20 protein-coding genes and 2 tRNA genes are annotated in these 23,392 nt (G+C 49.7%); 19 read left to right on the plus strand and 3 right to left on the minus strand.

Annotated elements, in window-relative coordinates:
* The first annotated feature begins 53 nt into the window (after positions 1-53).
* From CXIVA_RS09960 to CXIVA_RS09980, 5 genes are all read left to right on the plus strand, one after another.
* Entirely contained in the window at positions 54-1,418 is a 1,365-nt protein-coding gene (locus tag CXIVA_RS09960) for an extracellular solute-binding protein (protein ID WP_013977901.1), read from the plus strand.
* 75 nt (positions 1,419-1,493) lie between these two features.
* Positions 1,494-1,566: transfer RNA gene (locus CXIVA_RS09965), tRNA-Val, on the plus strand.
* Positions 1,567-1,589: 23 nt separating this feature from the next.
* A tRNA-Met gene (locus tag CXIVA_RS09970) sits at positions 1,590-1,663 on the plus strand.
* A gap of 82 nt (positions 1,664-1,745) precedes the next feature.
* The gene (gene cls / locus CXIVA_RS09975) at positions 1,746-3,299 is read left to right on the plus strand and encodes a cardiolipin synthase (protein WP_013977902.1); all 1,554 of its coding nucleotides are present in this window, start codon (positions 1,746-1,748) and stop codon (positions 3,297-3,299) included.
* Positions 3,300-3,336: 37 nt separating this feature from the next.
* A complete protein-coding gene (locus tag CXIVA_RS09980; RefSeq protein ID WP_013977903.1) occupies positions 3,337-3,804 on the plus strand; it encodes an HD domain-containing protein in 468 nt (155 codons plus the stop codon).
* A gap of 14 nt (positions 3,805-3,818) precedes the next feature.
* On the opposite strand, the gene CXIVA_RS09985 is transcribed toward CXIVA_RS09980, so the two are convergent.
* Positions 3,819-4,376, minus strand: coding sequence for a prephenate dehydratase domain-containing protein (locus CXIVA_RS09985; protein ID WP_013977904.1), 558 nt, complete (start codon positions 4,374-4,376; stop codon positions 3,819-3,821).
* A 212-nt stretch (positions 4,377-4,588) separates the two neighbouring features.
* On the opposite strand from CXIVA_RS09985, the gene CXIVA_RS09990 reads away from it, so the two are divergent.
* Positions 4,589-5,773 carry a pyridoxal phosphate-dependent aminotransferase gene (locus tag CXIVA_RS09990; RefSeq protein ID WP_013977905.1) on the plus strand — a complete coding sequence of 395 codons (1,185 nt, stop codon included), beginning with the start codon at positions 4,589-4,591 and terminating at the stop codon, positions 5,771-5,773.
* Here CXIVA_RS09990 and CXIVA_RS09995 read toward each other — a convergent pair.
* Positions 5,734-7,365 carry an FUSC family protein gene (locus tag CXIVA_RS09995; protein ID WP_083835018.1) on the minus strand — a complete coding sequence of 544 codons (1,632 nt, stop codon included), beginning with the start codon at positions 7,363-7,365 and terminating at the stop codon, positions 5,734-5,736. The two genes, CXIVA_RS09990 and CXIVA_RS09995, sit on opposite strands and share 40 nt — an antisense overlap.
* A gap of 69 nt (positions 7,366-7,434) precedes the next feature.
* Between CXIVA_RS09995 and srtB the strand changes: the two genes are divergently transcribed.
* The 10 genes from srtB to CXIVA_RS13520 all read left to right on the plus strand — a co-directional run bounded on the left by srtB (position 7,435) and on the right by CXIVA_RS13520 (position 16,847).
* The gene (gene srtB, locus CXIVA_RS10000; RefSeq protein ID WP_013977907.1) at positions 7,435-8,196 is read left to right on the plus strand and encodes a class B sortase; all 762 of its coding nucleotides are present in this window, start codon (positions 7,435-7,437) and stop codon (positions 8,194-8,196) included.
* Between the two features lie 105 nt (positions 8,197-8,301).
* Complete coding sequence (gene ispF / locus CXIVA_RS10005) at positions 8,302-8,844, plus strand: 2-C-methyl-D-erythritol 2,4-cyclodiphosphate synthase (protein ID WP_013977909.1); 543 nt, start codon at positions 8,302-8,304, stop codon at positions 8,842-8,844.
* A gap of 40 nt (positions 8,845-8,884) precedes the next feature.
* Positions 8,885-9,979: an aminoglycoside phosphotransferase family protein gene (locus CXIVA_RS10010; RefSeq protein WP_013977910.1), complete on the plus strand. Its 1,095-nt coding sequence runs from the start codon at positions 8,885-8,887 to the stop codon at positions 9,977-9,979.
* 23 nt (positions 9,980-10,002) lie between these two features.
* Positions 10,003-11,409, plus strand: coding sequence for a cysteine--tRNA ligase (gene cysS, locus CXIVA_RS10015; RefSeq protein ID WP_013977911.1), 1,407 nt, complete (start codon positions 10,003-10,005; stop codon positions 11,407-11,409).
* Entirely contained in the window at positions 11,394-11,828 is a 435-nt protein-coding gene (locus CXIVA_RS10020; RefSeq protein ID WP_013977912.1) for a ribonuclease III domain-containing protein, read from the plus strand. Before cysS ends, CXIVA_RS10020 begins: the two co-directional genes overlap by 16 nt.
* A gap of 91 nt (positions 11,829-11,919) precedes the next feature.
* Entirely contained in the window at positions 11,920-12,663 is a 744-nt protein-coding gene (gene rlmB, locus CXIVA_RS10025) for a 23S rRNA (guanosine(2251)-2'-O)-methyltransferase RlmB (protein WP_013977913.1), read from the plus strand.
* A gap of 49 nt (positions 12,664-12,712) precedes the next feature.
* Positions 12,713-13,294: a sigma-70 family RNA polymerase sigma factor gene (locus tag CXIVA_RS10030; protein WP_013977914.1), complete on the plus strand. Its 582-nt coding sequence runs from the start codon at positions 12,713-12,715 to the stop codon at positions 13,292-13,294.
* Entirely contained in the window at positions 13,291-15,066 is a 1,776-nt protein-coding gene (locus CXIVA_RS10035; protein WP_013977915.1) for a peptidoglycan-binding protein, read from the plus strand. Before CXIVA_RS10030 ends, CXIVA_RS10035 begins: the two co-directional genes overlap by 4 nt.
* A gap of 136 nt (positions 15,067-15,202) precedes the next feature.
* A complete protein-coding gene (locus tag CXIVA_RS10040; protein ID WP_013977916.1) occupies positions 15,203-15,862 on the plus strand; it encodes an HAD family phosphatase in 660 nt (219 codons plus the stop codon).
* Positions 15,863-15,890: 28 nt separating this feature from the next.
* Positions 15,891-16,847, plus strand: coding sequence for a CPBP family intramembrane glutamic endopeptidase (locus tag CXIVA_RS13520; protein WP_158309839.1), 957 nt, complete (start codon positions 15,891-15,893; stop codon positions 16,845-16,847).
* Between the two features lie 179 nt (positions 16,848-17,026).
* Here the strand turns inward: CXIVA_RS13520 and CXIVA_RS10050 are convergent, their stop codons facing one another.
* Positions 17,027-17,569, minus strand: coding sequence for a glutathione peroxidase (locus CXIVA_RS10050; RefSeq protein WP_013977918.1), 543 nt, complete (start codon positions 17,567-17,569; stop codon positions 17,027-17,029).
* A gap of 728 nt (positions 17,570-18,297) precedes the next feature.
* On the opposite strand from CXIVA_RS10050, the gene CXIVA_RS10055 reads away from it, so the two are divergent.
* The 3 genes from CXIVA_RS10055 to casB are packed head-to-tail and all read left to right on the plus strand — an operon-like array spanning position 18,298 to position 23,388.
* Positions 18,298-21,069 carry a CRISPR-associated helicase/endonuclease Cas3 gene (locus tag CXIVA_RS10055; protein ID WP_050979240.1) on the plus strand — a complete coding sequence of 924 codons (2,772 nt, stop codon included), beginning with the start codon at positions 18,298-18,300 and terminating at the stop codon, positions 21,067-21,069.
* Positions 21,053-22,810, plus strand: coding sequence for a type I-E CRISPR-associated protein Cse1/CasA (locus tag CXIVA_RS10060; protein ID WP_158309840.1), 1,758 nt, complete (start codon positions 21,053-21,055; stop codon positions 22,808-22,810). Before CXIVA_RS10055 ends, CXIVA_RS10060 begins: the two co-directional genes overlap by 17 nt.
* Positions 22,807-23,388, plus strand: a complete 582-nt coding sequence (gene casB / locus CXIVA_RS10065) for a type I-E CRISPR-associated protein Cse2/CasB (protein WP_013977921.1) — start codon at positions 22,807-22,809, stop codon at positions 23,386-23,388. Before CXIVA_RS10060 ends, casB begins: the two co-directional genes overlap by 4 nt.
* Positions 23,389-23,392 lie beyond the last annotated feature (4 nt).

A 23,392-nucleotide genomic window follows, 5' to 3' on the forward strand; every position in this document is an offset into this window, starting at 1 on the left:
CACCGGGCAAGTTTTTCTATGCTTTGTCCCGGTTTCGCGTTATAATTCTGTGTATGAAAAAGAAAAGCGCAAATTATCTGTCCCTGCTGCTGACGGCGGTTTTGCTGATCCTCTGTCTGACCGGCTGCGGCGGGACACAGTCAAAGAGCGGAGCATCCGCAGAAAAAGAAGCAGCACCGTCCGGCGGCAGGACATCCGCAAAGCTTACGGTCTGGATGTTTAATGATATGAGCACGCCGGGGGATTACTACATTACCTACTGGAAGAATGTGGAGAAGGAGACCGGATACCGGATCACTGTGCGCACTTACAGCACGCAGCAGCTGAAAGATAAGCTGAAGATCGGCGTGGCCACCAAGGAACTCCCGGATATTTTTACCGTGTGGGGCGGAAGTTACCCGGAGTTTCTCTTTGACGCCAGGGCCTGCACACCGGTACAGAATTATCTCAAAGAGTCGAACACGCTGTTTAAAGAATCCTATCTGCAGACTTATACTGACGGCAATAACTATATCATCCCCTGTTTTCCGGAGGCGTATACCGTCCTGCTTTCCAACGATAACTTACTGAAAAAACTGGGACTTTCCGTGCCGAAGAACTGGGAAGAGCTGATGCAGTTCGTGCGGGCGGTCCGGCAGTACAATGCCGTAAACGGGACGGATTACACACCGATGGAACTGGGAGACAAAGACAACTGGGCCGGCGATCTGCTCTACAGCACGATTGTTAACCGGATTGACCCGGATGCCATCGAAAACCTGGCCAAAGGAAAGATCAGGCTGGACAGCGCGCCGTTCCGTCAGGCGTGTGACCGGATCCGGCAGCTGATTGCCGCTGGCGCGTTTCCGAAGGATTTTCTGGAAATGGGAGATACGGAAGCGGTGGAAAATTTCAGCCAGGGAAAGGCGCTGCTGATGGTGAATCAGTCCCCGATTCTGCAGTACCTTCAGAACAACATGGGAGAGGATAATTTTTCGGTGAATCCGTTTCCTTCCTGCAGCAGCAGGCACGATAAGGACTACAGCCAGTACAATCTGGCGATTAATTATTCCCTGGAACCGGGACTCTGTATCAATTCCTACAGCAATTATAAGAATGAGGCGGCGAAAGCCTGCCTGAAATTCGCGGATGCGGTCAACCGGATCAATGTGGCCGAAGGCGGATATATCGACATTACCGACAAAAATATCGTGGCGCCGCTAACGATCGCGAAACCGACCCGTCAGCTGCGGGAGATGCTGTTTTACGCCAAAAAGGAGTCGCCGTACCTGTATTCCCTGCTGAAGCATCCCCAGGCGGATGATTTCCGCAGTATGACCAAGAAACTTTACGCCGGAGAATACAGCACGGAGGTGTTTCTCCGGGAAGGAAAAAAATACCTGAAATTCTCACAGATAAAAATGAAAAAAAGCTATTGACAACATATCAGTAAGAGTGTTATAGTAGCATAGTCGTCAGCGATACGAAAGAGCTTACGACAGCAGATAACACTTGGGATCTTAGCTCAGCTGGGAGAGCATCTGCCTTACAAGCAGAGGGTCACAGGTTCGAGCCCTGTAGGTCCCATTTTACAAGATATATACTGATATGGCGAGATAGCTCAGCTGGCTAGAGCATGCGGTTCATACCCGCAGTGTCGAGGGTTCGAGTCCCCCTCTCGCTATTGTTTTAACCCGCTCTGTGAGCGGGTTTTTTTTCTTTTCCCTACAAGGTGTTCCGGCACCGGATGACAGGAGGAGGAAGCGATGCGCACAGAACAGAAAACAAACGTAAAAAACGGCATCGCCCGTCTGATTTTTATTCTGGCGGCGATTACCCTGCAGATTTACTGGCTGGTGGGGCTGGTCCAGCGGCTGAATGACCGGTTTTCCTGGATCAGTCCGGTGATAACGGCGGCTTCTGTCGTAGTGGCGCTGTATGTGTTCGGACGGCATACCAGCAGCTCGATACGGATTCCGTGGATCATTCTGATTCTGGTATTTCCCTTTGTGGGCGTGGCCCTTTATATCCTGATCGGCATTGACAAGATCGCTTTCGGCGGAAAGAAACGTTTTTCAGAAATTGACAGGATTTTGTTCCCTATGATTCAGAAGGATCCGCAGGTGCTGGAAGAGATGGGACGGCACAGCCGTTCGGCGGCGAATATTTCCCGGTATCTGCAGGAGACCTGCGGCTTTCCGGTTTACAGAAATACGGAAGTGACCTATTATGGAGACACACGGGAAGCGCTGCGCGCGCAGAAGGAGGCCATGGGGCAGGCAAAGCGCTTTATTTTCCTGGAATATCACGCAATCCAGGAAGCGGAGGCCTTCGGCGGCATCCTGCATATCCTGAAACAGAAAGCGGCAGAAGGCGTGGAAGTCCGTATCTTTTATGACGATATGGGATCCATCAGTTTTATCAGCACGGATTTTATCCGCCGGATGGCTGCCTATGGCATCCAGGTGCGGGTATTCAACCGTCTGGTGCCTCTGCTGGACGTATTCATGAACAACAGAGACCACCGGAAAATCACAGTGATTGACGGGGAGATCGGCTTTACCGGTGGTTACAATCTGGCAGACGAATATTTTAACATCGTGCATCCCTACGGCCAGTGGAAAGACAGCGGAATTCGCCTGCAGGGAGAAGCGGTCCGGACGCTGACCATGCTGTTTCTTGAGATGTGGACGTCCATTCACCAGGGAACCTTCAACCAGCGGGTATTTGAACCGTATCTTGCTGACGCGTCCCTTCCGGCGGCCGGAGAATACGGCTTTATTCAGCCTTACGGCGATTCCCCTCTGTCTGAAGAGCATGTGGGTGAAAATGTCTGCATGCATATTCTGAACCGGGCCAAGGACTATGTATGGTTTACGACACCGTATCTGATGATTACGGATGAACTGGCACGGTCCATGAGACTGGCGGCACGCAGAGGAGTTGACGTGCGGCTGATACTTCCCGGGATTCCGGATAAAAAGGCCGTGTATGCCATGTCCCGTTCCTATTATTCCGGCCTGGTGCACGACGGTGTCAGGATTTTTGAGTATACACCCGGATTCCTGCATGCCAAGCAGTGTGTGTCGGATGATATGGTGGCCACCGTCGGAACCATCAACCTGGATTTCCGCAGTCTGTTTGAACATTTTGAAAACGGCTGCTACATGTACGGCACCCATGCGGTGATGGATATTCGGAGTGATTTCCGGAAACTGTTCGCGGAAAGCCGGGAAGTGACACAGGAATATCGAGGCCACCGCTCCATTGTAAAACGGGTCATTCAGTGTGTCCTGCGTCTGATCGCGCCGCAGTTTTAACAGGCAGTCTGGTTTATTTTGAAGGAAGATGACATGTGTGAATAAAGAAGCCTATCTGAAAGAAGTCAAAAAAATCATGAAGAACCCAAAAATCCGGGAAATGCGGCACTATTCCGTCCATGGATCCAGCACGGTGCTGCATCACAGTTTGAGTGTGGTGAAATATTCCTATAGGATTGCGGAACTCCTGCATGTGAAGGTGAATGAAAAAGAACTGGCCCGGGGCGCCATGCTGCATGATTTCTATCAGTACAGTTATAAGGAAAGTGAAATCAGCGCTTGGGAGCATGGCACTGGCCATGCCCGCAGAGCGTTGGAGAATGCTTCCAAAGAGTATGATTTGACAGGAAAAGAGAAAAATATCATTAAGTCCCATATGTGGCCGCTGACGCCCAGGGATATTCCCCGCTGCCGGGAAAGCCTGATCGTCGGCCTGGCGGATAAGCTCAGTGCCGTACAGGAACGGTCCGCGCAGATAATCCACCGGATCCGGAAGCTGAAATAACACCCGGAGCCGGATCAGCCCTTGATAAGACAGAAGGTTACGGCGTGGTTTGGCTGGTCTTCGATATCGGAGGCGATGCATACCAGACCGTTGGCTTCGCCGGCCGCTTTGCTGCAGATGACGGCAGTCGTAATGGAAAGTTCGCCGTCGGAAAGCATCTGGGCCGCCTGGGCGGTGTCCGGGGTATCCACATCTGCCCAGTACGGATAGTGCAGGGCGATGAATTCCTCGGTCTGTTTCAGCGCGAAGAGATGGGAAGCCACTTCCCGGATATCAAAATCAGCAACAGTGCTTCGCCGAAAGAGGCAGTAGTGAACCGGAAGCGTCAGTTCCGCTTCCGGGGTGTAACTGTCTTTCGGAAAGACCTGCGCTGTTTCAGAAACCGGCCTGCCGGCCTGGTCTGCGACGGCAATGACGCCTTTGGAGACAGCGCTGGTATCCAGACTGCGCCGGACTGCCGCGGCGGAAATTAACGGAACCAGTTCCGCATCGGAAAGTCCCTGGCTTTTTATCAACTGCCGGGCAGCAGCTTCTGTATAACTGCCGGGCAGTCCCATATATCCTATTTTCATAATTTTATCATCTCCTGCGTTTTCTTATTTATTATACAGAAGCTCATAAGAAAAATCCAGCGTACCCGACTGCCTTGAATTTAATGAGTTAAAGTGCTAAAATGATTGGAAACTGCATGGGGCTGCTCCGGCCGGACTCATCCCGGGACCGGTGTCCGGGCAAAACCGGCAGAAAATTCAGAAGCAATACAGGAAGAAAAGGAATCGACCGAATGGAATTCAATCAGGAAATCGCAGCGCTGGAACCATCAAAATCCGTGATGCTTATGGCAAAAGCGAGAGAAATGCAGAAAACAGACAGCTCTATCCTTGACCTTACGGCAGGGGATCCGGATTTTCCCACACCGGAACCGATCTGTGAGGAGGCCATGCGCTGGCTGCAGAAGGGGTATACCCATTATACCGAATCACAGGGAAACGCGGATCTGCGCCGGCGGATCGCGGAGAAGCTGAATACAGAGAACCACGCGCCTTTTCAGGCAGAGAACATTATTGTGACACCCGGCGGGAAATTCGCCATCTATCTGATGGTGCGCACGCTGTTAAACCGGGGGGATGAAGCGATCTGGCTGACTCCGGGGTGGGTGTCCTACCCGTCCATTGTACAGACTGCCGGCGGGGTGCCGAAGGCAGTGCATCTGCGCTATGAAGATCAGTACCGGATCCGGGAGGAAGCGCTGGAAGCCGCAGTGACAGACCGAACCAGACTGCTGCTGATCAATTATCCGAACAACCCTACCGGCAAGATCCTGACCCCGGAAGACCGGGAGGTCCTGCACCGGTTTCTGACGCGGCATAAAGACATTTATCTGCTGTCGGATGAAATGTATGAAAAAGTCATATTTGACGGAAAAGAAGCCGTCAGCATGGCTTCGGATCCGGATCTGTTTGAACGGACCATCGTGATCAACGGGTTCTCCAAAAGCGCGGCCATGACCGGGTGGCGGATCGGCTACGCGGCATGCAGCCGGGAGCTGTGCCGGACGGCCATGAAGCTGTTTTCCCATACCATGAGCTGCACGGCCGGATTTATACAGAAAGCAGCGCTGAAATCCATGGATCTGCCGGAAGAGACCGAACGCATGCGGATACAGTATGAACGGCGCAGAGACATTCTTGCGGAAGGCTTTGCGCAGATTCCCGGTGTCCGCTTTCAGGTGCCGGACGGAGCGTTTTATGCCTGGGTTCGGTTTGATGTGGAGAAGACAGGCAGTGAATTCGCGGAAGAGCTGCTGGAACAGGCAGGAATTGTAGGGATTCCCGGAGATGCGTACGGCGCGGAGGACGGATGCTATGTGCGGTTCGCCTTTGCGGTGTCGGAAGATGTCCTGCGGCAGATGGTGGTAAGGCTGCGGGATTACATGCGGCTGAGACAGGCAGACAGCTCATCCATGTGATGATCGATCTGCTCCTGCAGGTTCGGCAGCTCCCGGCCGTCCGGAATACTTGCCTGCAGCGCATACAGCCGCTGGATCAGAAGATAGGATTTGATGATCAGCTGATCCCTCTGGTGCCGCAGGCAGGAAGGGGAGATCGGCCCGCGGTGCAGCCGGCGGAATCCGAAGGCCAGAAAGAGATAGGCTGTATGCTCCGGGTCTGCATCCTCCGCTGTGTCAGGCAGGGAGGCCAGATGCTTCCGGATCCTGCCGAGGATATCCAGAATGTACAGCATCTGCAGCCGGGTGCGGATCGGAAAGATATACCGGTTGGCCAAAAGGGCAATGGCGGCGCCGATCAGGGTGTAGACCAGCCGCTCCAGCAGCACGACGGTGACAGAAGAGTGCACGGTCTGCACCGCCATGGCAGAACAGGTAATGTATGCGACCATGGAAGTATAGCCGCTGGCGGAATAAATAAAAAAATTGGCAACGGTCATAATGAGAATGCGGCTATAAAGATCCCCAAAGACAGAGAACAGGAAAAAGCAGATCAGGATGCCGAAGATACTGCCGGTAACCCGCTGGCGTACCCGGTCTCTGGTGCCTTCCGAGAAGGGGATCATCATGAAAAAGACGGAAATCACCAGCCAGTAGACATTTTCCAGGCCGCTGACATAAGAAAACAGCAGACAGGGAGTAATGACGATCAGGGTGCGCAGGGCAAAGCGGAACCGGAAGTTCCGCAGATCCGGTCTGTTATAGCGGAAGGTGAGTTTTTTATAGTTTGGTTCCGGCTTTGTATCCTGAAAGATGCGGGAAGCCTTTTCCCGGAGGGTTCGGGCCCGCTGAAGAGAAGCGGAAGCATCCGGGCCGGCCAGCGCGTCCGGCCGCAGAAAATAGTCCGTGCACTGGAAAAACGCCGGAAACTGGCAGTACCAGTTTACCCGTCCCCGGGGCAGAACCTGACCCCGGTTGGCCGTATAGATGGCTTTGCTGATTTTGTGGCTTACGGTCCGCAGTTCGCCGCGCACCTGTTCCAGCAAAGCGGTGTCGCCGGATTCGGCAGCCCGGACGAGCTGCCCGGACAGGGCAAGCCCATAGGCGGTCATTCCTCTGAGCCGGTCCGGCTGGGGACGGATCAGAAGGGGAATCAGGACAAAGAGTCCGATGATCAGAAAGGATACCCCCAGAGCCTCCGCCCGGGTCAGAAGCGCGGAAGCAGTATGCGCCGGGGCAATCTGAAAGAAGATCAGCGCCATGCCTGCCGGGAAATAATTGGCAGGCTGATACTCATCAATATGAAAATATGTGATCCAGAACAGGGCCGCAGCATTGACGGTCAGGCACAGGATTACATCCCGGACCGCCAGCCAGGCAGCAGCTGCCATGGCCAGATAGATCACAAAAGTAATCAGCATGCAGCCGGCCTTTTTCTGCATACTGCGGAAACTCAGGTAAGACAGAGTCGCGAAGGGCGCGATCATCGTATTGTCCATTCCGAAGTACCGCCAGGTCACCAGAAAAATCAGTGCGGCCACCACAGTAGGGGCAATGGCTGTTTTTGCAGTTTTCTGTAAATCTTTACACCAGTGTATCGCCCATTTTTTCATGTCATCAGTATAGCATGTCTCGCAGAGAAAAAGTAGTAATGATCCGGCGGCGGTGTTATAATCGTTATTATGAAGAAAAAGAAAACAAATCAGGCAGGCCGTGTGATTTTCTGGATTGTGTTCCTGCTGGCACTGGCAGTGGCAGTTTTTTCCGGATGGAATCTTTATAAAATTTATTCCAATTATCATCGTTCCAACACCTTGTATACAAAACTGAATCAGGATTATACTCGTCCGAAAAAGAGCGGTCCCCGCTGGTATGATAACATCCAGGTGGATGTGGCGGCCCTGCAGAAAAAGAATCCGGACTGCAGAGCCTGGCTGTATTTTGAAAATGAAGAAATCAGCTATCCTGTGATGTATTCCGGCGATGACAGCAAATATCTCCACACATCCTTTGACGGGACGTATTCTTATGCGGGCACCCTGTTTCTGGAAGGGAAGAACCATCCGGATTTTCAGGACAGCCATACCATCATTTACGGCCATAATATGCGTAATTTAAGTATGTTCGGCCGCCTGCGGTATTACCGGCAGAAGTCCGGCTATTACCGGAGCCACCAGTATTTTCAGATCATTACTGCTAAGAAAAAGTACCGGTACCGTATTTTTGCCTACGGGGACGTGGCGGAAGACAGCAGCGTATATCAGGTGCCCTTCGGGCCGGATGGGAAGTTTGCCGCCTTCATCCGCCGCCTTACAGCGCAGTCGGACCGGGATACGGGCATCACAGTCCGGAAAACAGACAAGGTCATCACACTGTCCACCTGTTCCGCGGAGCAGCGGCGGACGGTGGTGCATGGCGTGCGGGTCAGCGAACATGACAGTTAGCCGGCAGCCGGGAGGATTCGGTGAAAATGGTTCAAAATCCTACACTTTTATGTTACACTTAGAACAAAGTGGGAAAGTTTCGGCTGCAGAGACGGAGGAAAAGATATGCGAGTGGGAACCGGATATGATGTGCATCGTTTTGCGGAAGGCAGACCGCTGATTCTGGGCGGCGTCAGAATTCCCAGCGAACTGGGACTTCTGGGACACTCGGACGCGGACGTCCTGATTCATGCGATTATGGATGCCATGCTGGGAGCAGCCGCGCTGGGAGATATCGGACAGCATTTTCCGGATACGGACCCGGCTTACCGCGGGGCAGATTCCAGACTGTTGCTGCGCCGGGTGATGGATCTGATAGAGGAAAAGGGTTACATTGTAGGCAATATTGACGCTACCGTTATTGCCCAGGCACCGAAGATCGGCCCCCATATTCCCCGTATGATCACCAATCTGGCGGAAGATCTCGGGATCGATCCGGATCAGATCAATATCAAGGCCACCACAGAAGAGCATCTGGGATTCACCGGACGCAGAGAAGGAATTGCCGCCCAGGCGGTCTGCCTGCTGGAATCGGTCTATGACAGGAGTGTTCCGGTGGCCGACAGTGAAAGCGCCTGCCCCGGATGTGCCGGATGCCGGCAGCAATGAGCAACAGAAATGACTGCCGCAGGGCGGTCAGGAGGACAGCATGATTAAGTTTAATGAGATTATGAACAAATTCCAGGTGGAGGGTGAAGTGACCCAGGTGGAACCGCTGGGCCACGGCCGGGTCAACCACACCTTTGAAGTGGTGTGCGGCGGCCGGCACTATGTGCTCCAGGAGATAAATCACATGATCTTCAAATATCCGATTGATGTGGTGAACAATCTGTTCCTTGTGACGGAATATATGAGAAAACAGATCGCCAGGGAAGGCGGAGACCCGGAACGGGAGACACTGACATTCCTGCGGACAAAGGATGAGAATCAGCTGCTGCAGACGGATGACGGGGGATATTTCCGCCTGTACCGTATGATTGACCGGGGCGTGGAGATGCAGAAGCCCCGGACTCCTGCGGAAGCCTTTGAAGCGGCGGCGGCCATCGGCAAATTTCAGCATGAACTCATCGGATTTCCAGCGGAACAGCTGTCAGTGACCTTCCCGGAAATGCACAACATGAAAAAAAGGATCCGCACGCTGCTGGATGCGGTGCGTGCCGATATCTGCATGCGTACATCCAACTGCCAGGAGCAGATCCACTTTGTCCTGGACCGGGCGGACCGGCTGTATGCAATCGAAGACGCGGTGCGGGCCGGCGCCATTCCGAAGCGTGTGACCCATAATGATCCGGGCTATAACAATATCCTTCTGGATCAGGATACGGGCAAGGCGCTGTGCCTGATTGACCTGGATACGGTTATGAGCGGAGCCTCGGTCAATGACTTCGGCGACGCAGTCCGTATGGGAGCGGCTTCCGTGACAGAATTCGAACGCGACGGGGACGTGGAGCTGGATCTGAAGCTGTACCGGGCGTACCTGGAAGGCTATCTGTATTACATGGGTGCCCATCTGAACCAGGAAGAAAAAGACTTTCTCGGGGAGTCGGTATGGCTGGCTGCCATGGAGCGGGGGATCCGTTATCTGACCGATTACTTAAACGGCGGCTATGTGGGCTCTGATTTTTCCGATGAGAAGGAATACCTGTACTGCGCGGTGAATCAGTTTTATCTGGTCCTGGATATGGAAGAAAAGCAGGAGCAGATGGAGGAAATCCTCAGGGAAGTCTTGATGAGCGCAGAATAACACAGCTAAGGGAGAAAATTAGTATGGAAATATATAATACTCTATCCAGAAAAAAAGAAGAATTTGTACCGCTGCAGAAGGGCAGGGTAGGGATGTATGTCTGCGGTCCTACCGTGTACAATTTTATCCATATCGGCAATGCCAGACCGATGATTGTATTTGACACGGTGCGCAGATACCTGGAGTATAAAGGATATGAAGTCAATTACGTATCCAATTTTACGGATGTGGACGACAAGATCATCGCCAAATCCATCGAAGAGGGGATTCCGGCAGATCAGGTGGCAGAGCGTTATATCGAAGAATGCAAAAAAGATATGGCGGCCATGAACATTGAGCCTGCCACCACCCATCCCCTGGCGACAGAAGTGATCCCGGACATGATTCAGATGATCCAGGATCTGATCGACAAGGGATATGCCTATGCGGCAGAAGACGGGACTGTATATTACCGTACCAGAAAGTTCCGGGATTACGGCAAACTGTCCCACAAAAACATCGATGATCTGGAGGGCGGACACCGGTCCATTCAGGTCACCGGCGAACAGAAGGAAGATCCCCTGGACTTTGTATTGTGGAAGCCGAAGAAAGACGGGGAGCCGTACTGGGATTCTCCCTGGTGCCAGGGCCGTCCGGGCTGGCATATTGAATGCTCGGTCATGAGCAAAAAATACATCGGTGACGAACTGGATATCCATGCGGGAGGCGAAGACCTGATTTTCCCCCATCACGAGAACGAGATCGCCCAGAGTGAGGCAGCCAACGGGGTGCCGTTTGCCAAATACTGGATGCACAATGCCTTCCTGAATATCAACAACAAAAAAATGTCCAAATCCCTCGGCAATTTCTTCACTGTCCGTGAGATCGCGGAAAAATACGACCTGCAGGTGCTGCGGTTCTTTATGCTTTCCGCCCATTACAGAAGTCCGCTGAATTTCAGCGCGGATCTGATGGATGCGGCCAAAAGCGGCCTGGAGCGGATCCGCAATGCGGCGGATCACCTCAGACATCTGGAGGAAAATGCCGCAGGTGAGATGACAGCGGAAGAACAGAAGCTGTATGAGGAGAGCCGGAAGTATGTGGACAAATTCGAGGCCTCCATGGAGGATGACTTCAATACAGCAGACGCCATTGCGGCCATTTTCGAATATGTCAAATTCTGCAACACCCATGCTTCCGAAACCAGCAGCCGGGGATTTGCGGATGCCCTGTACCAGCGGCTGATCCGCCTGACGGATATTCTCGGCATCCTTGTGGAACCGGAAGAAGAGGAATTCCTGGATTCCGATATCGAGGCGCTGATTCAGGAGCGCCAGGAAGCCCGTGCCAGCAAGAATTTTGCCCGCGCGGATGAAATCAGGGATCAGTTAAAGGAAAGGGGAATCATTCTGAAAGATACCCGGGAAGGCGTGACATGGCAAAGGGCATAGATTCCTACATCCGGGAGCGGTTTCAGGTAAAAGACCGGGATATCCGCACCTACTCCCCGCTGACACTGGCCTATATCGGGGACGGGGTCTATGATCTGGTGATCCGTTCCATTGTGGTGGGAAGAGGCAATACGAAGCCCCATCTCCTGCATGAAAAGACCAGCAGTGTGGTCAAAGCCAAGGCACAGTCGGCGATGATTGACTTCATGCTTCCGGAAATGACGGAAGAAGAAGAGCACATCTACCGCAGAGGCAGAAACGCCAAATCCGTTACGATGGCCAAGAACGCGACCATGACGGAATACCGCAGGGCAACAGGATTTGAGGCGCTGATCGGATATCTGTACCTGACGGATCAGACCGACCGCATGCTGGACCTGATCGCCATTGGCCTTGCGGGGATTCAGGCAGACATCTGAATCAGCAAAAGAAATCATCCGATCCGATCGGAATCTGCAGGTGGGGCATTGTCCCCACCTGTTTCAAAATAGGAAAATAAGGAGCACCTTTATGGAGAATACTCAGAAAATCGAAGGCCGCAACGCGGTAATGGAAGCCTTAAAATCCGGAACCACCATTGACCGCCTGTACATCCAGGACGGATGCAGGGATGAAGCCGTCCGGCGGATTCTTCAGAAGGCAAAACAGGCAGGCTGCGTCTATGATTTTGTACCCAAAGAGCGGCTGAATCAGATGTCCGAGACCGGCAGACATCAGGGGGTGATTGCCCTGGCAGCGGCTTACGCGTATGCCACCGTAGAAGAAATCCTGGAAAACGCCCGTGCCAAGGGAGAAGATCCGTTCCTTTTCCTGCTGGACGGAATCGAAGACCCGCACAATCTGGGGGCGATTATCCGTACTGCCAATCAGGCAGGAGCCCATGGGGTCATTATTCCCAAACGCCGGGCAGTGGGACTGACCGCCGCGGCAGCCAAGGCATCCGCGGGAGCGCTGATGTATACACCGGTAGCCCGCGTGCCGAATCTGGTGTCCGTAATGAAAGAGTTAAAGGAGCAGGGCCTGTGGTTTGCCTGCGCAGTCATGGATGGGGAACTGATGTACCGGCAGAATCTGACCGGACCGCTGGGCCTTGTGATCGGCAGCGAGGGCAGCGGTGTCAGCCGCCTGGTGCGGGAAACCTGCGATTTTACCGTATCCATTCCCATGATGGGGGATATTGACTCACTGAATGCTTCCGTGGCAGCAGGCGTACTGGCCTATGAAGCAGTGCGGCAGCGCCGGTACAGCGAATAAACGGCGGACACAGGAGCAGGCCTGCCGTATCTGAAATAAGGAGATGGGGATGACAGAGAGCAAATACGCAGCCGCTGCCGACGAAGCGCTGATTGCCAGACTTCGCGGCGGAGAGCAGGAGATTATGGAATATCTGCTGGATAAGTATAAATATCTGGTCAGGAGCTGTGCGCATCAGATGTTTCTCAAAGGCGGGGATTCCGATGATCTGATGCAGGAAGGCATGATCGGGCTGTTTAAGGCGATACGGGATTATCAGCCGGAAGGGGGCAGCTTTTCCGCCTTTGCCAGACTGTGTATCCGCCGTCAGCTGTATACAGCGATCGAACGGGCAAACCGCAAAAAACACGGTCCCCTCAATCACTACGAATCCCTGCAGGGCGAGATGAAGGAACCGGGACATCAGCCCAGCCCGGAGGACATTCTCATTGATCAGGAGACCGGCAGACAGTTTGAACAGAAGCTGTGGGACGCATTAAGCAGCTTTGAAACAGAAGTGCTGCAGCGGTATCTGACCGGGATGGGATACCGGGAAATCGCAGCAGCGATGGGACGTGAGCCGAAAACTGTGGACAATGCCATCCAGCGCATCCGCACCAAGGCACAGAGACTGACGGAGGAAAAAGGATGAAGCAGTTACGCAAAGCAGGAATCTGCCTGATGGCATGGCTGACAGCCGTGATGCTTTTTATGGGACATGGAATTTCCGCCAGGGCTTCGGTCAGCCGCGTGGCGGAACGGGAAGCCGCGCGGAAAATTCTGCAGGAAAACGAAGGCAGCTACAGCACCGTTGTGCGCAATGACAACGGAGCGCTGTCGGTCGGTTTTATCCAATGGCATGGCAATAATGCCCTGGATGTGCTGCGTCAGATTGTACTCAGAGATAAAACCACAGCGAAAAAGCTGCTGGGAGATACCCTGTATCATGAGGTGCTGAATGCTCCCGACTGGAGCAAACGCATTCTGTCCGATCCAGAAGCCGGAAAAATCCGTTCCCTGCTGCAGACAGAGCCCAGCAAGACCGTGCAGAATCAGATGGCAGAGGAGTACATCGATGACTATATGAGCGACGCGCGGAAACTGGGCATTACCAATTCGGCCGCGCTGGTGTTTTATGCGGATATCGCCAATCAGGGCGGCGCCGGAGCAGCCAGAACGATTGGCAGACGGGCGATTAAAAAGGCCGGCAGCAGTGCCCGGGTTATGCTGAATGAACTGATGGAAGCAACCATGACCTATGGGCCGCTGGCTAAATATTACACCCGGCGGTTCCGTACGTACCGCTACTGCACCCAATTGGGCTGGACCTATCGGAATAAGGGCGACTATCCCATTGCCGCAGCCGGCAGCGGCAGCGCAAACGGAAAAAGTGAGATCAAATGGCTGCAGTCCAGCTTAAATACCATCTTCCGGGAAGCTGCGCTTTCCTCTTACTGCATCAAAGTAAATGGCAGCTATGACACAGAGACACGCCAGGCAGTCACCAGACTTCAGTGCATGACGGGGCTGGAGACTGACGGTGACGCCGGATACGGCACGGTGAAAGAGATGCTTTATCTGCTGGCGGCGCCGGCGGCTTTCGACACCAAAATTACCGCATATCTGAAGATCGATGACCGGACCGTATCAGACAACCATCCGGCGGAAGCCATGAAGATCAGCAAAACCGCTTACAAAGTCAATACCGGACACGCAGATATCGCGCTGGTCAGCAACGGAGACCGGATTGCCGGACAGTTCCGCTGTGTCAGCTCCAACCGCCGTGCCGCGACGGTGAATGACAAGGGTGTCCTGCATGTCGTCGGACATGGTTCCGCCCGGATCACCCTGACACAGGACAATACCGCCACGGTGGTCAGAGTCTGGGTCTATTCGACAGATCCGGATACATACGCGAAGCCGAAGAAAGAGGTATCTGCTTCCGCATGCGGCGACCGGAACAGCGTCCGCTGGGTGCAGGCCTGCATGATACAGCTGGGATATTCCGGTGAGACTGCGGACGGCAAATGGGACGCCAAAACCACAAAAAATGTAAAGCGGTTCCAGAAGGCAGCAGGACGGAAAGTGACCGGAGCAGCTGACAAAAAAACCATACAGGCCCTGGATTGCCTGTACCATATTCAGAAACAAAGTCTGAAAGCCGGAGCTGTCCGCCGGAACCATACCGTGCGTATCACCTGGAAAAAGAATACTTATGCCACGGCTTATCGGGTTTATCGGAAAGAAAAAGGAAAAAAATGGAAACGAATCGCAGTAGTGCGCAGCAACGTCAAATCGGTCTATATTGATCGGAAAGCAAAAAAAGGAGTGACCTGTTATTACCGTGTCAAAGCAGTTGCCGGCTATGGAAGCCTGCTCCGGCAGGGCCGGGCAGTGACATCCAAGGCTGTGCACATTGCCTGAAGCGGTGACAGCCAAGGCTGTGGTATCTGCGGACTGAGGATGGGTCTCGTCTGCCTGCGTGCCGCTTCCGCGTAGAGAAATCTGCTCCCAGCGGGCTGCAGATGGATGCTGTATGACACAGGAAAAGGAGCAAAAATTGAATTTACAGGAAACCCTTCAGCAGAAAAAACTGGTGATCTTTGATTTTGACGGGACCCTGCTGGATTCCATGCCCATGTGGGCACATATCGGCACGGATTACATTACTTCCAAGGGGATTCTTCCCCCGCCTGATCTGGAGGAGACGCTGATCTCCAAGACACTGGAAGAAAGCGGGGAATACTATATCAAAGAACTGGGGCTTCCGATGACGGTTCCGGAATATCTGGATGATCTGTTTACTTATATCGAAGATGCCTATGCCCATCGGATCCCATTAAAAGCCGGCGCACTCGATTTTGTCCGCATGGTGGCCGAACAGGGAAAAGCGCGCTGCATTCTGACCACTACCATGCGCAGATGTGTGCTGGAAGCCATGAAAAACCATGGCCTGGATCAGTATATCGATACGCTGTATACCTGCGGGGAACTTGGCATGAGCAAGAAAACGCCGGACATCTATACATGGACCGTCAAAGCCATGGGCGCCGCGCCGGAGGACACGGTTTTGTTTGAAGACGCCCATTTCGCGATCCGCAGCGGAAAAGAAGCCGGCTTAACAGTAGTGTCTGTCTATGACGATTCCGTGGCGGAGGAACAGGAGTTTATCCGAAAATATGCGGATTTTATGATTCATGATTTTCGGGAACTTGTATAGGAAGATGCGGATGAAGAGAAAAACAGCTATGAAGGACAGAACATATTTCAGTATTGCAGGCTTTGGAATGCTCGGGTATTCCATGGCAAGCCTGTGGATCTACCGGCTGGTAACGCTGCTTGCCTATCGGTGGAATCCGCAGCTGGCTTCCAGCCAGTATTTTACCTGGTTCGTATATTACGGCCTTTTATTCGGTGTGGGAGGACTGATCTGTTTCCGGATCCTGCGTCATCTGCCCAAAAAGAAAATATTCCGTCACCGAATGCGTCCGTCGGATATCTTTCAGGCCCTCTGTATTTCCCTGTTTCTTATGTATGTGGGATCCGGCATCGGACAATGGCTGAACCGGTTGCTGTCTGCGTCATCGGAAAGCACAGTAAGCAGCAGGTTCAGTGACCTGATCGAACAGTCCGATCTGCGGATTGTCATACTTATTGTGGTACTCATCGGACCGATCGCGGAGGAATTGATTTTCCGGAAATTACTGATCGACCGGATGATTGTCTTCGGAGACCGTACGGCGATTCTGCTGTCTGCATTCCTTTTTGCCATATATCACGGAACCTTTACCCAGTGCTTCTATGCCTTCTTTCTGGGGCTGGTGTTCGCCTATGTATACATCCGAACCGGACGGCCTTTTGTAAACATTGGGCTGCACATGCTGATCAATGGAATCGGGACACTGGGTCCCATCCTATTGAGCCGTATATTGCATCAGTCCATCAGCAACATTACCGCAGGGTCACTGCGCAGTATTGGAAATCCGATGGCGCTGATCGGCGTCGGAACCTATTCCATGGTGTTGCTGGTACTGGCGGCGGCAGGCATCGTGTTTCTGATTCTGCGTCTGCACCGGGGACTGGAAATTCGCCTGGGGGAACGGTCGATGCCTGCGGGACCGACGGCACGGGTCATGTTTCTTAATGCAGGCATGCTGGGATGGGTTGCCTGGTGTACATATCTGTTTGTACGTTCGCTGTCATGAGGAATACATGCATATTTGCTATATTTGCAGCAACTGTTTCTTGTCGGAAAAGCGCCGGACTGACGACCTTTTATCGGGTCGCCGGTCCGGCGCTTTTTAAAGGAAAAAATTCTTTTTTAAGGAGGAGAGAGTATAGAAACTGTCACACACTTCAGGTATGCGGCAGATCATAACATGCATTACAGCAGTTTTTCCACTGCGGCGGAAACCTTTTCCATGCTTTCTGTCGGTTCGAAACGAGCAACGACAGCGCCGTTTCGGTCAACCAGGAATTTTGTGAAATTCCATTTGATCTCCGGATTGTTCTTGTAATCTTTATCAATCTTGTGGAGCATTGCGCCCATCATAACCGCTTTCGGACCTTTGCCAAAGCCTTTGAAGCCCTGCTGGCTCTTCAGATATGTATAGAGGGGAAGGGCATTCGGCCCGTTAACCTCAGACTTCTTCATCTGCGGAAACTGAGTATTGTATTTCAGTGTGCAGAATTCGTGAATTTCCTCATCGGTTCCCGGCGTCTGGCCTGCAAACTGGTTGCAGGGGATATCCAGGATCTCCAGCCCGCGGTCGTGAAAAGCTTCATACATGGTTTCCAGATCTTTGTACTGGGGAGTAAATCCGCATCCGGTCGCTGTATTTACTACCAGTACTACTTTGCCTTCATATTCTTTTAAAGATAATTCTTCTCCATTACGGTCCATTACTTTGTAATCATAAAAAGCCATTGTCAAACCTCCTGTTCATGGAATGTATTTATTAAAATTATATTTGATAAAATATTTATAGCAGATTTCAGAGAAGCTGTCAACAGAAAAATAAAAATAATTGCCGGAAAATCTAAAAATGATTTACCAGAAGCAGTTGGGAAGAGGGGCGGAAAAGGGGCAGCCGGACAGGAATCAGCAGGAGAGTAGGAGAATACGACACGCAGAACAGAAGTTCAGAACAAAAATTCGAAAGTGCAGGGAGGATTTTGGGACTCCGGAAGATGTAAGATGAACAAAGAAATAAAGAAAGAGTGCATGTAATCCGTGAGGGGAAGAGATCAGAATGCAATGGGTCAATCACAGGAAAACGCAGCGAATAAAAAGAAGATTTTGGGAGGATACGTTATGTTGCTTTTATTTTTTCTTTTTTGCTTTTTCTTTTCGGAGATGGATGATTTGTAGTGTGCAGTATAAATGAAGGGCATAGGGCTCCGGAGTGGCGGAGAAAAACATTGAGGAGGACGATATTTTGCAGTCAGGAGACAGGATGGGGATTTTTGTTATTTTGATGATACCACTGGCGGTGTTGGTGAAGTTGGTTAAGGGGCAGAGGTAGGGGATTAGGGTAAGGGAAACATGAGCATGTTATATACAAAAAATTAGTATAGTGCTAAAATTTAATTCAAGCTTGTTATTTATGTGCGGTAAAAATTTTTGCATTATTTTGAGATGACCTATTGAGGAAAATGATGGTGATTAGTGATAAAATGTGTACTCCTTTGTGGGCGAAAAAAGAAGAGCGGGCAGGTCGATTTTACTGGTTGTCGTTGGTTACACATCTCGAAGATACGATGAATGTATCCAGATGGTTGTGGAACAATTGGCTCAGCGACAGACAGAGAGAATTCTGTATTAACTCGATAAATCCTTCCAATGAGGAGACGGCATCAGACTTAGCAGCATTTTTAGGAGCTGTTCATGATATTGGGAAGGCGACACCGGCTTTTCAAACACAGAAAGGTTTTAGCAATTCACCGGATTTGGATGTGATGCTTCTTGAAAAACTGGAACGGGCAGGATTTTCTGGAATAGCGGATTTGACGTTGACTGGCTCTCGAAAGAGTCATCATACTGTAGCAGGAGAGTACCTGCTTTCGCAATTTCAAGTCAAGGATGATATAGGATCTATTATCGGAGGACATCACGGAAAACCGGCAGATGAGCGATTTGAAATTGAGGATCAGTCTGCATATGTGGAAAACCTTTTTCAAAATGAAGATAAAACTTCTGAGATCTACAAGAAATGGTCACATGTTCAGAAGGGGATTTTTAACTGGGCGCTGGAGGCAGCAAGTTTTGAAAATGCAGATCAACTGCCGGAAATTTCTAAGCCGGGGCAGGTAATTTATTCAGGATTGCTTATTATGGCAGACTGGATTGCAAGTAATGCGGAATATTTCCCGCTGATTCCAATCGATTCGGAATATAATACTGATTGTACCGCCAGATATAAAAATGGTATTTCTGCATGGTATAAAAATCTTCCGCTTCAGATTCAAAGTTACCCGCAGGCTGATGAATTGTTCAATTATCGTTTTGGATTCCAGCCAAGGAACTTTCAGAAAATTGTCTGTGAGACGGTCGGCCATATTCATGAACCGGGAATTGTTATTCTTGAGGCACCGATGGGGCTGGGAAAAACAGAAGCAGCTCTTGCAGCAGCGGAAGAAATCGCATCTAAAACCGGAAGCAGCGGCCTGTTTTTTGGACTTCCTACACAGGCAACATCAAACAGTATGTTTGAAAGAGTCCATCAATGGCTGGAAAATCTTACGGATGCATATGATGAAAAGCAGTCACTAAGACTTCAGCATGGAAAAGCTGCATTAAATGAAGAGATGAACAGACTGCAGAATGCATCTTCCGTTGATCTTGATGGGGAGAGCGGCAGTAATGTTTATGTGAACCAATGGTTTTCGGGACGAAAAAAGGCGTCACTTGATGATTTTGTGGTTGGTACAGTGGACGGATTTCTTCTTACTGCCTTGAAGCAAAAACATCTGGCACTTCGGCATCTTGGTTTTAGCAAAAAAGTTATAATTATTGATGAGGTGCATGCGTATGACACCTATATGCAGCAGTATCTCGAAGAAGCTTTGCGATGGATGGGAGCATATGGAGCACCGGTTATTCTTGTATCTGCGACACTGCCATTGGAAAAAAGAAAAGAATTGATTTCGGCATATTTAAAAGGGAAAGGAGTGAAAGGTAGGGATATTGTTTTTCCGGAGATACTGACCGGATGTCATTATCCGCTGATCAGTTATACAGACGGGATGACAGTGAAAGCACAGGCATCATTTGAACCGGTAAAAGATAAGATTGTCTATATAAAAAAAATAAGTGAAGACGGATTGCTGGATAAGGTCACGGAATTATTGAAGGGAAATGGTGTCATTGGCATCATTGTTAATACAGTAAGTAAGGCGCAAAAGCTCGGAAAAATCTGTAAGGAGCATTTTGGAAATGATACGGTTGACATCCTGCATTCAGCTATTATTGCAACAGACAGGGTTCGAAAAGAAAATACTCTGATGCGCATGATTGGAAAAGGCGGTGACCGTCCTAAACGAAAAATCATTATTGGAACACAGGTTATAGAGCAGTCTCTGGATATTGATTTTGATGTTTTGATTACAGATCTGTGTCCGGTTGATTTACTGATACAGAGAATCGGAAGGCTGCATCGGCATGAAATTCAGCGGCCGGAAAGACATAGAGAACCTGTTGTGTATGTAATGGGGACCAGTACCCAGTTGGAATTTGAAAAAGGCACCGAACGAATTTATGCCAAATATTATCTTATTCGTACTCAATATTTTCTTCCGGGTGAAATACGGATTCCAACAGATATCCCAATTTTGATTGATCAAGTGTACGGTGGAAAAAAAATTGAACTCCAGGGAGAACAGGGGAAAATTTATCAAGCAAGCAGCAAACAAATGGAACTGGATAAGCAGAACAAACAAAATAAAGCGCTTACGTATCGTATTGATGCTCCGCACATCAGAATAAAACCGGACAAGTATAATCTCATTGGCTGGCTGGAAAACCCGGATTTTTCCAGAAGTGATGAAACAGCAGCTGCTCAGGTAAGAGATATTGCAGATACAATTGAAGTGATAGCTGTAAAACAGACAGGAAATGGATATGGAACTTTTGATAACGAAGAGGATATCTCGGCCAGAATAGATGAACCAGGAATTTCCAGGGAATTGACAAAACAAACGATTCGTCTCCCGTTATTTGCTACGAGAAAGAAGGGAATTTCAGCAACGATTGAGTTTCTGGAAAAATATAATCTGAAATGTTTACCTGACTGGCAGGATCAGCCTTGGCTTAAAGGGTCTTTGGGAATCATTTTTGATGAAAATGGACGGTTTGGCATGAATGGAATTATACTAAAATATGATAATGAGTATGGACTGCGAGAGGAAAAAAATGATGGGAAGGTTTAATTTGCTGGACGAACCATGGATTTCGGTTCTGGATGGAAAAACAGGAGAAAAGAGAGATGTATCTTTGCTGGAGTTTTTTCAAAATGGAGGAAAGTATCAAACGCTGGCTGGAGATACGGAAACGCAAAATTTTGCTGTGATGAGATTTTTACTGTCAATTATTCAGACAGTTTTTTCGAGATTTGATTTTGAAGGTGCTGTATTGCCGGGAGTAGAACTTGACGAGAGATGGGTACAGACAGAGTCTGTTGATGAAGATGATCTGGATGAATATTGCGACGCTGTTTCAGAGTGCTGGGATCGGTTATATTTAAACGGCAGTTTTCCAGATGTTGTATCTCAGTATCTTGAAAAATGGAGAGATCGGTTCTTCCTTTTTGACGAGGTTCATCCATTTTATCAGGTGAATCAACAGGAGATGAATGATATCATGGAATTGATTCCTCAAAAAAGTCAGCCGACTACGATTTATGGTAAAAACTTAAACCGCACAATTTCTGAAAGTGAAAATAAGATCGCGTTATTCTCACCAATTGTGCAAACAGGCAGTGGTAAAAGAAGCAAAAAGGATATTATGACATCAGCGCAGCTTGTAAGATGGCTGATCACATTTCAAGGTTATTCGGGACTAGCGGATAAAGTATCGTTGGTGAATACTGTTGAAAAACAGAGACCGTCAAAGGGGTGGCTGTTTGACCTTGGAGGTGTTTTTCTGCAGGGAAGCAATGTCTTTGAAACGCTTGTTATGAATTATATTCCAGAATTTCCGGCAAACAGGAAGCAACTCTGTGGAAGGATACAAAACCCCTGTTGGGAAGCAGACGGGAGTCTTGTTGTCAAGAGAATTTATTCAGGAAAACAGATTGATAATCTTGCAGAATTATATACAAACTGGAGCAGATCCATCTATATAGATCCGATGATGGATATGGCAGATCCGGTGGAAATCAACATAGTAAAATTGCCTGAGATTGAGCATACTGAGAATTCGATTGAGCCAATGACATTATGGCGTTGGAATGAAAACGGACCTAATAAAAATCATTTCACACCGAAAAAACACAATGCAGAGCAGGCTCTGTGGAGATCATTTGGAATTATTGCCATGAACCCTTCTTCCGGCGAGTCCTCCAGGCAATTCAGACCAGGCATATATGGACAGTATCGCAGATTAGCAAAGGTTGCTGGAAGCAGGTGGACTAATTTGACAGGAGTCAGCATGGCGGATGATGGAAATGCGACGTCATGGCTTCCTGTAGATGAAATTTCGGATAGTTTTATGATCAATGATTTGGTTATTGCAGATGAGGAACCAGATGGCTGGATTGTTCGCATAAATGATGTAGTAGAAACCACAAAAGAGGTTGTTTCTACCATTTTTAAGAGCTATCTTAGAGGTATATGTGAAATCAGAGATTTGAAAGTAACAAGTCCTATGGATCCAAATGCTGCAGGTTTTATTGAGAGGGAAATTGCAGAGATGTACGCTCTGATCGATTCTTCCTTTAAAGAATGGATTTGTTCGATTGAACCAGGTGATTCAAAAGAAGAAAAAATCAAGTCCTGGAACACTCAATTAAGGCGGCAGGTGCTGAATAGAGGCGAAGAATTATATGAATCCAGTATGATGCGGGATTTAACAGGAATAGAGAAGGATAACAAAATCGTAAATATCGCAACAAAATATTGGCAGTTTGTTTATCGTGTAAATAATAAACTGGGAAAAGGAGGAGCAGCTTGAATACAGAAAGTAATAAACCATCTGTATACGATACCATGGCAGGAATTTTGGCACATATGAATGGCCCGCAGGAAAAGAAGAATATCGCAGGGCATCTTGCTGCGATCCGAAATTCTATTGGTAAAGGGTATGAGAATACGGCAGAAGTCTGGCCGATTATATTTCCATTGATGCCAGCGGAATATCTTGGAAATGGCGCCATGACGTATGAAGAAAAGGCATTGCTTGTTACTTTGCAGCTTTATGCCATTGGACAGCAAGGATCAAATAAAACGCAGGGAGATAGGAGCAGGAATTTTGGAAGTTCCCTTCGTAACATTCGGGGAATCGAGTCAGCTGCGTTGGACAGGCGTTTCAATACGATGCTTACTGCAACGACATTTGAGGAATTTGCGTATCATTTAAGACAAATATTCAAGCTTGCAAAGTCTAAGAATACATTTTCAGTAAATTTTCCTGCATTGGCAGAAGATTTATTTTGGTACCAGAAAGATAAGGATAAAATGGTTTGCCTTCGATGGGCAAGAGAATATTATCGTCCGTCATTGAAGAAGGATACTGTTTCTTCAGATGAATGAAAAA

The organism is Clostridium sp. SY8519 (assembly GCF_000270305.1).
Taxonomy (GTDB): domain Bacteria; phylum Bacillota; class Clostridia; order Lachnospirales; family Lachnospiraceae; genus SY8519.